Origin of the sequence: Fodinicola acaciae, assembly GCF_010993745.1 — a bacterium.
GTDB classification, from domain to species: domain Bacteria; phylum Actinomycetota; class Actinomycetes; order Mycobacteriales; family HKI-0501; genus Fodinicola; species Fodinicola acaciae.
Map to the genome: position 1 here is coordinate 523397 of NZ_WOTN01000001.1, position 12444 is coordinate 535840.

14 protein-coding genes are annotated in these 12444 nt (G+C 67.2%); 5 read left to right on the plus strand and 9 right to left on the minus strand.

Features of this window, described 5'->3' with window-relative positions:
* Position 1: 1 nt before the first annotated feature.
* A complete protein-coding gene (locus GNX95_RS02430) occupies positions 2 to 1381 on the minus strand; it encodes an acyl-CoA synthetase (RefSeq protein ID WP_163505500.1) in 1380 nt (459 codons plus the stop codon).
* 98 nt (positions 1382 to 1479) lie between these two features.
* Between GNX95_RS02430 and GNX95_RS02435 the strand changes: the two genes are divergently transcribed.
* A complete protein-coding gene (locus GNX95_RS02435; protein ID WP_163505501.1) occupies positions 1480 to 2355 on the plus strand; it encodes a polysaccharide deacetylase family protein in 876 nt (291 codons plus the stop codon).
* Positions 2356 to 2458: 103 nt separating this feature from the next.
* Here GNX95_RS02435 and GNX95_RS02440 read toward each other — a convergent pair whose 3' ends face one another.
* The 8 genes from GNX95_RS02440 to GNX95_RS02470 all read right to left on the minus strand — a co-directional run bounded on the left by GNX95_RS02440 (position 2459) and on the right by GNX95_RS02470 (position 9191).
* A complete protein-coding gene (locus GNX95_RS02440) occupies positions 2459 to 3187 on the minus strand; it encodes a phosphoadenylyl-sulfate reductase (RefSeq protein ID WP_163505502.1) in 729 nt (242 codons plus the stop codon).
* Positions 3184 to 3345, minus strand: a complete 162-nt coding sequence (locus tag GNX95_RS02445) for an Insertion element protein (protein ID WP_163505503.1) — start codon at positions 3343 to 3345, stop codon at positions 3184 to 3186. Before GNX95_RS02445 ends, GNX95_RS02440 begins: the two co-directional genes overlap by 4 nt.
* Positions 3346 to 4989 (minus strand): nitrite/sulfite reductase, encoded by a 1644-nt coding sequence (locus tag GNX95_RS02450; protein WP_163505504.1) that lies wholly within the window; start codon positions 4987 to 4989, stop codon positions 3346 to 3348.
* Positions 4990 to 5078: 89 nt separating this feature from the next.
* Positions 5079 to 5171, minus strand: coding sequence for a putative leader peptide (locus tag GNX95_RS43995; protein ID WP_343034757.1), 93 nt, complete (start codon positions 5169 to 5171; stop codon positions 5079 to 5081).
* Between the two features lie 65 nt (positions 5172 to 5236).
* The gene (ftsX, locus tag GNX95_RS02455; protein WP_163505505.1) at positions 5237 to 6118 is read right to left on the minus strand and encodes a permease-like cell division protein FtsX; all 882 of its coding nucleotides are present in this window, start codon (positions 6116 to 6118) and stop codon (positions 5237 to 5239) included.
* 52 nt (positions 6119 to 6170) lie between these two features.
* A complete protein-coding gene (locus GNX95_RS02460; RefSeq protein ID WP_163505507.1) occupies positions 6171 to 6689 on the minus strand; it encodes a gamma carbonic anhydrase family protein in 519 nt (172 codons plus the stop codon).
* A 30-nt stretch (positions 6690 to 6719) separates the two neighbouring features.
* Positions 6720 to 8246, minus strand: a complete 1527-nt coding sequence (locus tag GNX95_RS02465; protein ID WP_163505509.1) for a DUF4185 domain-containing protein — start codon at positions 8244 to 8246, stop codon at positions 6720 to 6722.
* Positions 8247 to 8318: 72 nt separating this feature from the next.
* Complete coding sequence (locus tag GNX95_RS02470; protein WP_163505511.1) at positions 8319 to 9191, minus strand: LLM class F420-dependent oxidoreductase; 873 nt, start codon at positions 9189 to 9191, stop codon at positions 8319 to 8321.
* Positions 9192 to 9287: 96 nt separating this feature from the next.
* Between GNX95_RS02470 and GNX95_RS02475 the strand changes: the two genes are divergently transcribed.
* From GNX95_RS02475 to GNX95_RS02490, 4 genes are all read left to right on the plus strand, one after another.
* Positions 9288 to 9695, plus strand: a complete 408-nt coding sequence (locus GNX95_RS02475; RefSeq protein ID WP_163505513.1) for a MarR family winged helix-turn-helix transcriptional regulator — start codon at positions 9288 to 9290, stop codon at positions 9693 to 9695.
* A 1285-nt stretch (positions 9696 to 10980) separates the two neighbouring features.
* Positions 10981 to 11214, plus strand: a complete 234-nt coding sequence (locus tag GNX95_RS02480; RefSeq protein WP_163505515.1) for a DUF6504 family protein — start codon at positions 10981 to 10983, stop codon at positions 11212 to 11214.
* On the plus strand, positions 11211 to 11675 hold the full coding sequence (locus GNX95_RS02485; protein WP_222853351.1) for an SAV_6107 family HEPN domain-containing protein: 465 nt from the start codon (positions 11211 to 11213) through the stop codon (positions 11673 to 11675). Before GNX95_RS02480 ends, GNX95_RS02485 begins: the two co-directional genes overlap by 4 nt.
* Entirely contained in the window at positions 11675 to 12442 is a 768-nt protein-coding gene (locus GNX95_RS02490) for a hypothetical protein (protein WP_163505517.1), read from the plus strand. The genes GNX95_RS02485 and GNX95_RS02490 overlap by 1 nt, the downstream gene beginning before the upstream one ends.
* Positions 12443 to 12444 lie beyond the last annotated feature (2 nt).

Genomic DNA, 12444 nt, shown 5'->3' on the forward strand with positions numbered 1-12444 from the left:
CCTACAGCAGCTTTTTCTGCACTTTTCCCATGGCGTTGCGGGGAAGCGCGTCGAGCACACGCACTCGGCGCGGCCTTTTGTGTATGGACAAATGCGAGGCGACGAAATCGATCAGCGTACGTTCGTCGACGGACTCACGTACGACGACGTACGCGACGATTTCCTCGCCGAGATCGTCGTGCGGCACACCGACGACCGCCGCCTCCGCCACCGCCGGATGCGCGAGCAACGCGTTTTCCACCTCTCCGGCGCCAACGCGATAGCCGCCGGTCTTGATCAGGTCGGTGGACGCACGTCCGACGATCTTGTGCCAGCCGTCCGGCTCGATGGTCGCGACGTCACCGGTGCGAAACCAGCCGTCTTCCGCGAAAGACTCGGCGGTCGCGTCCGGCCGGCCGAGATAACCACCGAAAAGCTGCGGACCGCGCACCTGCAGGTGACCGACCGTCGCGCCGTCGAACGGCCTGCCGGCGTCGTCGACGAGCCGCGTTTCCATGCCGTGCACCGGAAAGCCGACATATCCCGGCCGCCGTTCGCCGGACGCGCGAGCGCTCACCGTGATCAGCGTTTCGGTCATGCCGTACCGCTCGACCGGCGCCTGGCCGGCCAGCGCCGCCAGCCGTTCGAAGACCGGCACCGGAAGCGGAGCGCTGCCGGAGACCAGCAACCGCGCGCCAGACAGAGCGCGCGCCGACGACTCGTCGGCGCAGATCCGCGACCAGACGGTCGGCACGCCGAAATACATCGTGCCGCCGGCCGCCGCGTAGGCCTCCGGCTTCGGCCGTACGGTGTGCACGAGGTTGCCGCCGACCCGCAGCGGACCCAGCACACCGAGCACCAGGCCGTGCACGTGGAACAGGGGCAGTCCGTGCGCCAACGTGTCCGCCGGCGTCCAGTCCCACGCGTCGGCCAGCGCGTCGAGACCGGCCGCCAGCGCGCGATGCGACAGCTGTACGCCCTTCGGCACGCCGGTCGTGCCGCTCGTGTAAAGGATCAGGCCGGTCCGCTCCTCGTCCACGGCCGGCAGTGAGCCGCCCGACCGCGCGGACAGATCGACCGGCACGAGCGGCAGGTCGTCGGTCGTACGCTCCGGAGCCGCCAGCACGAGCGCGGCGCCGGAGTCGTTGAGGATGTGCGCGCGCTCCGCCTTGCCGGAGTCCGGCGGCACCGGCACGACCGGCACGCCGGCACGCAGGCCGGCGACGACGGCGACGATCGTGTGCACGCTCGCGGTGGCGTCGACCGCGACCGCCGGCGCGCCGACGATCCGCTCGGCCAGCGCGTCGGCGGCGGCGCCCAGATCACTGTGTGTCATGGAATCGGCGCCGACTCGTACCACTGCGTCCGGAGCGGAGTAAAGCGACGTTAAGGGCATGCACATCAACGTATCCCGGTCATTTGGTTGCCTGTCACCGTTATGAAATTCGCCTCTCGAGCGCGCTGTGAACCAGCTGAGAGCCACCGGTAGGGTTGGTCACCGTGGCTCGCGATAACGGATTGTACGGAGACGACAGACAGCGGCTCGCCAGGCGAGAAATACTGCGGCTGAGCGCTGCCGGCGCGGTCGCGCTCGGCGCCGCCGCGTGCTCTCCGAGCCAGCCGACCACGACGGCGAGCTCCGCGAAACCGCCAACCCAGGCGCCGAGTCCGACGCCGTCACCGACCCCGTCGCCGACGCCGTCGGACACCGGGCCGACGACGCTGCCGGTGCAGAAAAAGGCCATCCACACACTGAAGGAATACCAGCAGATCGTGCCGGGGACCGATCCGTTCCCGTCCAACGCCGTCGCGCTCACCATCGACGACGGCCCGCACGCGGTCTGGACGCCGAAGATCCTCCGGCTGCTGGAGCAATACGACGTGAAGGCGACCTTCTGTCAGATCGGCCAGAACGCGAAGGGCCACGCCGACCTCTCCAAGGCGATCGCCAGCGAGGGCCACCACATCGCCAACCACACGTACACACATCCGCAGCCGCTGTCGAAGAAGCCGCTCAAGACCATCCACAACGAGCTGGCCACGGCGCAGTCGTACATCGAGAACGCCTCCGGCTACGTGCCGCACCTGTTCCGCTCGCCGGGCGGTGACTGGTCGGCGGCGATCTTCAAGCAGGCCGCCGAGATGGGCCTGCTGTGCATCGACTGGGAGGTCGACCCGAAGGACTGGACGCGGCCTGGTACGGACCTGATCCGGCTGCGGCTGCTCAAGGCCAAACCCGGCGACATCCTGCTCTGCCACGACGGCGGCGGCGATCGGTCGCAGACGTACGCGGCGCTGAGCAAGGTGCTGCCGGTGCTCAAGTCGCGCGGCCTGCAGTTCGTACCGCTGCCCAACCCGAAGTCGGCGGCCGGCTAGTGTCCCGAGTCTGACTCGGGACGCTAGGGGCCCGTCTCCATGTTCCGGGGGATGAGAGGCGTTTGGACTCGGCTATCGCCCCGCGGAATATGGAGACAGGCCCCTAGAGATGCAGGCCGCACTCGGTCTTCTCGCGGCCGGCCCACCGGCCGGAGCGTACGTCCTGGCCGCGCTCCACGCGTTGCGTACAAGGTGCGCAGCCAATGGACGGAAACCCCTGCGCCACCAGCGGATTCACGATCACGTCGCGCTCGGCGACGTACGCGGCCACGTCGTCGGCGGTCCAGCAGGCCAGCGGGTTGACCTTCACCTTGGCCCGCTTGGTGTCCCAGCCGACCACCGGCGAGAGCGCGCGAGACGGCGACTCGTCGCGGCGCAGACCCGCACCCCACGCCAGGTACGGGTCCAGCGCGCTGTTCAGCGGCGCGACCTTCCGCATCGCGCAGCACGCATCGGGATCGCGCGCGTAAAGGCTCTGGCCGTACTTCTCGTTTTGGTCAGCCACCGACAAAGCCGGCTTCACCGTCACGACGTTCACGTTCAGTGTCCGCGCCACCCGGTCGCGGGTCTGCAGGGTTTGGACGAAGTGATAGCCGGTGTCCAGGAACACCACGTCGATCGCGGCCGGAAGCACGTCCGATGCCAGCGTCGCCAGTACGGCGTCACCCATCGACGACGTCACACAAAACTTGCTGCCGAAAGTGGCCCAGGCCCACCGCAACACGTCGTGGGGGAGCGCGCCTTCCAGGTCACGACCCGCGTCGAGCGCCAGCTCGCGCAGGTCATCGGTGCCCAACTCGGCCGTACGCGGCCGTGGCAGAGCGACAGTCATGAGATCTCCTCGGTGGCGGGCCGGTTCGTACCGACGAACCGCAGCTGCCACGTACGCAGGCAGGAATCACAGCGATAGACGTACGGTTGCTCACCTGCGGGCCGGATGTCCTCGTCCCCGCAGTAGGGGCAATAGAACGGCGTCGCGCGCTCGCTCACCTAGACCAGCCAGGCCTCGTCGGCGCGCGCGATGTACGCCGCGAACGTCTCGTCCGGCTCCCGGCGGTCGAGATAGCCGCGCAGGATCCGCTCGCAGTAGTCGGGCAGCTCCTCTGCGGTCACCTTCAGGCCACGGAACTTACGGCCAAACCGCGGATCGGCGCCGAGCTGGCCGCCGAGATGCACCTGGAAACCCTCGACGGATTCCTTCTTGTCGTTACGCACCATCGACCCCTTGAAGCCGATGTCGGCGGTCTGGAATCGCGCGCACGAGTTGGGGCAGCCGTTGACGTTGATGCTCAGCGGCGTGTCGAAGTCCGGCAGCCGGCGTTCCAGCTCCTGATAGAGCCATTCGCCGCGCAGCTTGGTCTCGACTATCGCCAGCTTGCAGAACTCGATGCCGGTGCAGGCCATCGTGCCGCGCCGGAACACGCTCGGTTTCACCTGCAGGCCAAGCGAATCCAGCTCGGTGGTCAGGCCGTCGGTGTCGGTGACGTCCAGGATGACCAGCTTCTGTTGCGCGGTCGCGCGGATCCGGCCGTCGCCGTACGTCTCCGCCAGAGTCGCGACCTTTTCCAGCAGTGTCCCGGAAACCCGGCCGACGCTCGGCGCGAAGCCGACCGCAAACCTGCCGTCGCGTTGTTTGCTGAGGCCGACGTGGTCGCGCTGGGTGGCCGGCAGGTCGGGCTCCGCACCATCCGGCAGGGCATAGCCGAGATATTCCTTCTCCAGCACCTCGCGGAACTTCTCCGCGCCCCAGTCCGAGACCAGAAACTTCAGCCGCGCGTGGTTGCGGGACCGCCGATAGCCGTAGTCGCGGAACACGCTGGTGACGCCGACCCACACCTCGGAAACCTGCTCCGGCCGTACGAAGGTCCCCAGCCGCTGCGCGAAATGCGGGTTGGTCGACAGGCCGCCGCCGACCCACAGGTCATAGCCCGGCTCGCCGTCTTCGTTGACGACGCCGACGAAAGCCACGTCGTTGATCTCGTGATTGGTGCACTGCTCGGCACATCCGGAGATCGACGACTTGTATTTCCTCGGCAGGTTGGAAAACTCCGGGTCACCGATGTAGCGAGCGGACACCTCGCGCACTGCCGGCGAGGCATCCAGCACCTCTTCCTCCAGGACACCGGCGAGCGGACAGCCGAGGATGACGCGCGGCGTGTCACCGCAGGCCTCGGTCGTGCTCAGGCCGACGGCTTCCAACCGGCGCCAGATCTCCGGTACGTTCTCGATCTGGATCCAGTGCAGCTGGATGTTCTGCCGGTCGGTGATGTCCGCGGTGTCCCGGCCAAACTCGGTCGAGATGCCGGCGATGACCCGCAGTTGCTCGCTGGTGAGCGCACCGCCGTCGATGCGTACGCGCAGCATGAAGTAGCGGTCGTCGAGCTCCTCCGGCTCCAGCAGCGCGGTCTTGCCGCCGGGGATGTCCGGCGCGCGCTGCGTGTAGAGGCCATACCAGCGGAAACGTCCCCGCAGGTCGGCCGGGTCGATGGAGTCGAAGCCGTTGCGCGCGTAGATCTTCTCGATCCGCTCGCGCACGTTGAGCGGGTTGTTGTCCCGCTTGCTGCGCTCGTTCGGGTTCAGCGGCTCGCGGTAACCCAGAGCCCACTGGCCCTGGCCGCGGGTGGTGCGGGCCATGGAAGTCCCTCTTGGAGGTCGACGGCGTACGACAGGCGCGGGTCACCCGCGCGAAAATGCGTCGGAAACTCAGCGTGCGAAGAAGCTGGTTACGCCGGACAGACCGCGCTGAGCACGCGCTGCAGGTCGATGTGCAGGCGTGCGGTCAGGAAGGCTCCTGGCGACGGCATACCCACCAGCATGCCACAGCTTGCTCGGTTACGGAGATAACTGTGGTGCGGCCCGCTCGGTTAGGGTCGCCTCAGTCTCAGTATCTGGTCTGCAGCCGGATGGTCAGCCAGCCGACCAACGCCGACACCAGTCCGCCGGCGACGATCATCAGACCGAGCGCCTGGATCAACCCGATCAGGTCCCAGGTCGGGATGACCCCGTTGATGCCGTTGACGCCGAACAGGTTGTCCACCAGGAAAAACTTCGAGCCGAGCAGCACCAGCCAGCCGAGCACCGCGCCGATCGTGCCGGCGACCGTCGCGAACAGCACAAACGGCAACTGCACGAAGAAATGCGATGCGCCGACCAGCCGCATGACGGCCACCTCGCGGCGGCGGCTGTACGCGGCGACCTGGATCATGTTGGTGATCAGCAGCACCGCGGCGATCGCCTCGACGATCGCGATCGCGGTCGCGCCGAGGCGCAACGTACCGAAAGTGTCGAAAATGTTCTGGATCAGCCGCCGCTGGTCGACGATCTGGTCGACGCCTGGCCGGCTCGCGTACGAGCCGAGCGCGGTCACGAACAACGTCGGGTCCTTCAGCTTCACCCGGAACGACGCCGGCAGCTGCGTGGGCGTGACCTGAGCCAGCAGGTCGGGGGAGTCCCTGAAGTTCTCCCGGAACTCGGCGTACGCCGCCTCCTTGCTCTGGTAGGCGACGCTGACCACCAACGGGTTGCCTTTCAGGCTCGCCTGCAGCTGGTTGCGCTGGTCGTCGGTGATGCCGTCCTTCAGGAAGATCGACACGCCGACCCGGCTGGCGTAGTAGTCCTGCATCTCGCCGACCTGGCGAAAGATCAGGAAGCTGGCGCCGAGCAGGGCCAGCGAGATCGCCGCGGTGAGGATCATCGCCATCGTCATCGCGATGTTGCGGCGCAGGTCGGCGGCGACCTCGGACAAGACGAACCTGGAGCGCATGCCGGTAACCTATACCCGACACGGTACGTGTTCTCGCGCGCTGGTTTTATCGCTAAATAGGTCGAATGCTGGTGCGGTGGCGTTTCGCCAATGCCTGATATATGTCCGGATTCGTACGGACCCATCCCTCGGCGCCTGGTGTGAGCGGACCGCGTTGCTGGCCAGCTGCGCCGACGAACATCGTCTCCGGCGCGACCATGGTGTTGGGCGGCACCAGTGTGCCGGCCGCGATCAGCGCCCGGTCGCCGATCCTGGCGCCGTCCTGCACGGTCGCGTTGTTACCGATCAACGCCTCGGCGCCGACCACGCAGCCGTGCAGCACGCACATGTGGCCGACGGTCGCACCGGGGCCGACCTCGGTCGCCTCGAAGCCGCCGTGCAGCACCGAGTTGTCCTGTACGTTGGCGCCGGCTCTGATCACGATCGGACCGAAGTCGGCGCGCAGCACCGCGCCGTACCAGACCGAGGCGTTGGCTTCCACGGTCACGTCGCCGACCAGGGTGGCGGTCGGTGCGATCCAGGCGTCGGCGTGCACCCTCGGCTCGGCGCCTTCGAACGAGTAGAGCGGCATGTCACGGCACTCTAGATCGTCCGTTTACGGTCAGCAGTGCGAGCCGGTCACCGGGGTGAGAGCCACGTCGTCCAGTTGCAGCCAGGTGTCGCCGTTGGCCCACAGGCCGCCGTAGACCTGCAGCTGTGTCTGGCTGCCGGAGTTGACCGTCACCGACAGCTGCGTATATCCCGGCAGGTTGCCAAACTTCTTCTCGCTGACGACCGTGCCGCCGGTCGTACGCGCGCCGAAATAGCCGTCGGTGTTGTTGGCGGACGTGCGTATCCAGCCGGTCAGTTTGTACGTCGTGTTCGGCTTCACCGAGACCGTCTGCTCCAGGTTGTTCCAGCCGGAGCTGCTGCGGACGAAGCCGTTGTTGGCGCCGGAATGCGACAGTCCGGCGCCGCGGTCGACGCCGCCGCCCTTCCACGGAATGGCCGTCGTGTTGCTGGTCTGGCCTTCGAAACCCGGATCGGTGAGCAGGTTGGCCGGCGACTTGTCCGTGCTGAGCTTGGTGTGCATCAGGAAGACGTTGTACGGATTCCATTGCGACATCGTGAAATACAGGTCGGGGCCGGACGACCACGGATGCATGAAGCCGCCGTAGAGCGCCGGATAGTCCGACGATTTCACGATCGTACGCGCGCCGCTCCATGGACCGGTCGGTTCCGGAGCCTCGCGCAGGATGATCAGGCCGCGCGAGTCGATCAGGTACATCATCAGCCAGCTGTGGGTAAACGTGTTGTACTGCACCGAAAGCTCGCCGGCCGGTCCGGTGACGATCGGTGCGGCCTGTGTGTCCGAGCCGGTTTTCCAGGCGGTGCCGGTCCAGTACTGGTAGGCGGCCGGTGTCAGCACGCTGTTTTCCGGCACCCGCGCCAGATGGACGTCGCCGAGCCGGCCGCTCGGCGTGCCGAACATGTAGACGTAGCCGTCCTTGTGGACGTACGCGTTCATCTGGAAGGGGTCGGTGAAGTTGGCGTTGTTCGGCCAACGCGCGGTGGTCGGCTGAGTCCAGGTCTGGCCGTTGTCGTCGGAGTAGGCGACGCCGGCGTAATTGGTGTCCCAGCTGCCGGCCTGGCCCCAGTGGCGTACCGACATGTAGGAGATGTACGCGCGGTTTCCGACGCTGACGCCGGCGGTCGGGATGGTGGTGACCTCGCCGCCGGCGTCGTTGCCGTCCTTGCGGCAGGGGAGAAGTTGCTTGGCGTGTCCCGGACGGTCGGTGACCATGTCGGTGAACGTCATGCCGTCGGCGAGGTCGTGGTCGTTGCTGCGGGCCAGTGCGTTGCAGCGCCAGTCGAGCGTGGCCGGATCGCCGACACCCGCGCCGGGACCGGTCCAGCCGGGGCCGTAGCTGTCGCCGAAGGCGGTCAGCACCTGGCCGCGGTTGTTGTCCCAGACGATGCCGAGGTCGGTCGCCTTGAACTCATAGCGCGTGTCGGTCTGGTTGATCGAGCCGGGACCGGTGAGTTTCGCGACGAGAGTGGCCAAAGACGGATCGGTGGCGGCCTGCGCCGGTGCCGCCAGCGTGACGGTGAGTACGCCGGCGGCGGCCGCCGCGAGAATTCTCCGCATCTGCACCCCATACCTGCCGGAAAACGATTTCCGCCACCGTAGGTGAGGTTTTGGCCGCTGTCAACGAAGGTTTTACAGATCGGCCACAACGGGAATGACGCGCTCGCCGATCCGCTCGACGATGTCGGTGCGGTGTGCCGGCGTGGTCGCCAGGTGGACGGCGTCGATGCCCAGCTTTGCGAATTCCGCAAATGTTTCGGTGAGTTTGTCGAGAGCGGCGTCGTCCGGGTCGTCCGGCACTTGGAAGGCCGTCGTCTTCTGGATCTCGTCGTAGTCACGGCCGACCGCGTCGCAGTGACCGCGCAGCACGTCGAGCTTTCGCGCGAGGTCCGGTCCGGGGAAGATGTTGCAGGCGTCGCCGTACTGCGCGACCAACCGCAGTGTCTTTTTCTCACCAGAGCCGCCGATCAGGATTGGCGGATGCGGTTTTTGCAGCACTTGCGGCGAATTCATCGGCCGCTCGAGCTGGAAGTGCCCTCCGGCGTACGGTTTCTCGTCTCCGCGCCACATCTGCAGTGCGATCTGCAGGGTTTCCTCCAGTTGCTCGAACCGTTCCTTGGTGGTGGGAAACGGCACGCCCAGGCCGCGGCTCTCCTCCTCGTTCCAGCCGGCGCCAATGCCAAGCACCGCCCGGCCGCCGGACAGCACGTCCAGTGTCGTCACGATTTTCACCAGCAGGCCAGGATGGCGATAGTGCACGCCGGTGACCAGGGTGCCAAGCTTGACGCGGTCGGTGACGCCGGCCAGATAGCCGAGGGTGGTGTATCCCTCCAGCATGTCGTTCTCGGCCGGGCCGTTGTAGCGGATCTGGAAGAAGTGGTCCATCACCCACAACGTGTCGAACCCGCCTCGGTCAGCCGCCTTCGCGACCGCCGCCAACTCGTCGCCAAGCTTGGCCGGGCCGGACGGCCAGGTGAAATCCGCGACGGACAGGCCAATCTTCATCATGCTCCTTCGTGACCATAATAGTTATGCCGTACCACTATTATTACGACGGAGTGCCGGGGAAGTCCAGTGCGGGTTTTGTCGTAAACTCTGGTCGTGGAAGCCGACTCCGAGATCGTGGCCCTGGCCACCGCGCTGACCGCGCGCGTCTGGGACCATTATTCGCGCGTGACCGCCAGCCTCGGCCTGTCCGGTCCGGAGTCCAAGGCGCTGAGCGCTCTGGTGCCAGGCAAACAAGTCCCCATGCGCGTCGTCGCCGACCGCATGCACGCCAACCCCTCCAACGTGTCCGTCGTCATCTCACGCTTGGAGAGCCGCGGATTGATCGTCCGCCAGGGTGGTGACGACCGGCGGGTCAAGGGAGTGCAGTTGACGCCGGCAGGGGAGGAGCTGAAAGAGAAGCTGAATGCCGCGTACGCGGAGGGGCATCCGGCGCTTCGGGGGCTTTCCGACAATCAGAAGGTGCTGTTTTTGAAGGTGTTGCGGAGATTGGCTCAGGATTAGTTGGTGGGGGTAGCGGTTTGGCGGGGATGTGGGTTCTGGTGCTGCGTTTGGGGTGGTGCGTTTTCCTGGTTGTCGCGTTTGGGGGTGGTGGCGCCTGCGCGGCGGGCGCTCCTGCGCGGAGGGCGACCTCAAGGGGAGGGGTTTCGCTGTTGGTCCGGTTGGGTGCGGCGGGTGCGGTTTCGTACGTGGTGTGGACGGGGAGTGTGGCTGGGTCGCCGGAGGTGCGGTGGCGTCCCGGTGGGTGGCGAGAAGGTCCACTATGTGGGATGCGCAGACGTGTGGAGCGCTAAATGTCCGGCTTGAGAGGTTCGTGGATGGTGTGAATGTCGAGTTACTAGCGTTGGACGCAAGTAACAAGGCTTTCACGGCTGCGCGACTGCCGGAGGCTGTGACGGGTGTGACTGCTGAGGCTGATAATGCTGCTGTGATCGCTCGGCTGCAACAGATGTCCGTTTTGATGTCTTGTTAAACAAGTATTACGCAGTCAGTCGCCCCAGCACGATCGTTTGGCGTCCACGCCGACGGGTTGCTTCCCACACGTGACCGAGCAAGCCCAGAAAACCCAGCCCCGCACGCAACCGCCACCCGCACCCCCAATGCACACCGATTGGCGTTCCCGCGCCCCCTCCCTTGAGGTCGCCCTCCGCGCAGGAGCGCCCGCCGCGCAGGCGAAAAACCCAACCACCCACCCAACGCAACAACCAGAAAACGCAACCACCTCCCCACCGCAACAAGCAGAGACGCAACCACCTCCTCACCGCAACAAACGGGAAGATGCAACCACCTCCTCAACGCAACAAACGGGCGAACCACCACCTCCCTGACGCACCAAACTGGCCACCCTCAACGCACCAAGCGGGAACCGCCACCTCCCTGACGCACCAAATGGGCCACCCTCAACGCACCAAACGGACGAACCCGCCACCTCCCCAAACGCGCCAAGCGGACGGACCTGTTTCATCTCCTCAACCACCACACCTTCACCACCCACCGCAACCGACCCGTACGCCCCGCCCATCACCGACAAACTCGCTGGTCAGACAACAGGCGGGGCCGGCGTTGACGTTCTGTCGTACCCGGGGTTTACTGTAATCAGGTGTTCGAACGAGTGTTCGAAGAGTGGATCGCCGGAGCACGGCCGTGGGGAAGCGGCGGTGGTCCGGAGGTCGTGACCGCTGTGCCTTCCTCCGCAGCTGACCGGGACGGACGCGTCCGCTTGGGCGGGTCCGTGCGTTTGCCGTGCCGATGTGAGGAGGGGAGGACGGTGTCTCACACCGTTACTGCCATGCGCCATGAGCCGACTGAGTCCCAGGACACCCCGGAGCAGTTCGAATACCGGGGCCAACTGTACGTGGTCAGTGAGGTGCTGGAGCACGAGCAGTCCACCGGCGACCTCGGCCACATCGAGAGCTGGCGGGCCCGCGCGATCCCGATCCAGCTGTCCGCGGCGCGCGTGTTCCGGCTGCAGTTCAACTGGTGGGACGGCAGCTGGTCGATCGATCCGGAGGAGGAACGGTGAGCACCAACCGGTCCAACGGCATGCGGCCGCACCGCGAGCCGGCGCTGATCGCCAGCAGCCTGCTTCCGCAGCGGTCTCCGGAGGCCCTGCTGGCGTTGGCCAGGCGCGGCCTGGTGGAGGCGGCGGAGACGACCGCGCCGGGGTTGCGTTATGCAACCGCACATTTGGCGGCGCTGCGTGCGGCGGCCGCGGTGTTGGCGGCGAAGGCGCGGCCTGACCCGCGTAAGCACCGGGGCCGGCCGGCGACGGTGTGGACGCTGCTGTCGGTGGTGGCGCCGGAGCTCGGCGAGTGGGCCGCGTTCTTCGCCGCCGGCGCGGCCAAGCGGGCCGCCGCCGAGGCCGGCATCCCGCGGGTGGTGACCGTACGGGAGGCCGACGACCTGTTGCGCGACGCCGAGCGGTTCCTGGCCGTGGTCAGCACACTGCTCGGCTCCAGCCACCAGATGTTCCTGGCCGGCTGATGACCGCGTCGGTACGCATTCCCGCGATCGAGCTGCCGGACGGGGTGACGCTCGGCGTCTCGGCAGCCGGCCGGCTGCATACCGAGACGGTTGACGACGACGACGCGCTGCCGGCGCCGGGGCCGCTCGGTCGGCTGCTGCCAGGCGGTGGCCTGCGCCGCGGCTGGACGGTGTCGGCGACCGGCACGGCGCTGGTCCTCGCGCTGGTCGCCGAGGCCACTCAGGCCGGCGCCTGGTGCGCGGCCGTCGGGCTGCCGGAGCTCGGCGTGCTGGCCGCCGCGGAGCTGGGGGTCGCGGTCGAGCGGCTCGCCGTGGTGCCGGAGCCCGGCGCCGACGCTCCGGCGGTGATCGCCGCGCTGATGGACGGCTGCGACATCGTGCTGGTCGGTCCGGTCTGCCGGATCACTCCGTCGTACGCTCGCCGGCTGTCCGCGCGCGCCAGATCCCGCCGGTCGGTGCTGCTGTCCACTACCGACTGGCCGGCCGCGCAGGTGACGCTGACCTGCGACTCCGGTCAGTGGCGCGGCCTCGGCGACGGCCACGGCCGGCTGACCGAGCGCGAGGTGACCGTACGAGCAAACGGCCGTTCCGCCGCGGCACGGCCAAAGCAGACCCGCATGCTGTTGCCGGCCAAGTCCGGGGGAGTGGCACCGGCGATCGGCGACGACACCGACCGCAAGGGCTGGCAAGAGCCGTCGCGTCACGAAGTGCCGCGCCCGGCCCCGCTCAGCCGCAACCTGCATCCGACCGCGGTCCGGGTGGGCTGAGC

Bases quoted from the DNA above. Each gene is read 5' to 3' on its own strand.
- GNX95_RS02490 (WP_163505517.1), top strand. From the start codon at position 11,675: ATGACCGCGTCGGTACGCATTCCCGCGATCGAGCTGCCGGACGGGGTG.
- GNX95_RS02465 (WP_163505509.1), bottom strand. From the start codon at position 8,246: ATGCGGAGAATTCTCGCGGCGGCCGCCGCCGGCGTACTCACCGTCACG.
- GNX95_RS02430 (WP_163505500.1), bottom strand. From the start codon at position 1,381: ATGTGCATGCCCTTAACGTCGCTTTACTCCGCTCCGGACGCAGTGGTA.
- ftsX (WP_163505505.1), bottom strand. From the start codon at position 6,118: ATGCGCTCCAGGTTCGTCTTGTCCGAGGTCGCCGCCGACCTGCGCCGC.
- GNX95_RS02460 (WP_163505507.1), bottom strand. From the start codon at position 6,689: ATGCCGCTCTACTCGTTCGAAGGCGCCGAGCCGAGGGTGCACGCCGAC.
- GNX95_RS02480 (WP_163505515.1), top strand. From the start codon at position 10,981: ATGCGCCATGAGCCGACTGAGTCCCAGGACACCCCGGAGCAGTTCGAA.
- GNX95_RS02470 (WP_163505511.1), bottom strand. From the start codon at position 9,191: ATGAAGATTGGCCTGTCCGTCGCGGATTTCACCTGGCCGTCCGGCCCG.
- GNX95_RS43995 (WP_343034757.1), bottom strand. From the start codon at position 5,171: ATGCTGGTGGGTATGCCGTCGCCAGGAGCCTTCCTGACCGCACGCCTG.
- GNX95_RS02440 (WP_163505502.1), bottom strand. From the start codon at position 3,187: ATGACTGTCGCTCTGCCACGGCCGCGTACGGCCGAGTTGGGCACCGAT.
- GNX95_RS02450 (WP_163505504.1), bottom strand. From the start codon at position 4,989: ATGGCCCGCACCACCCGCGGCCAGGGCCAGTGGGCTCTGGGTTACCGC.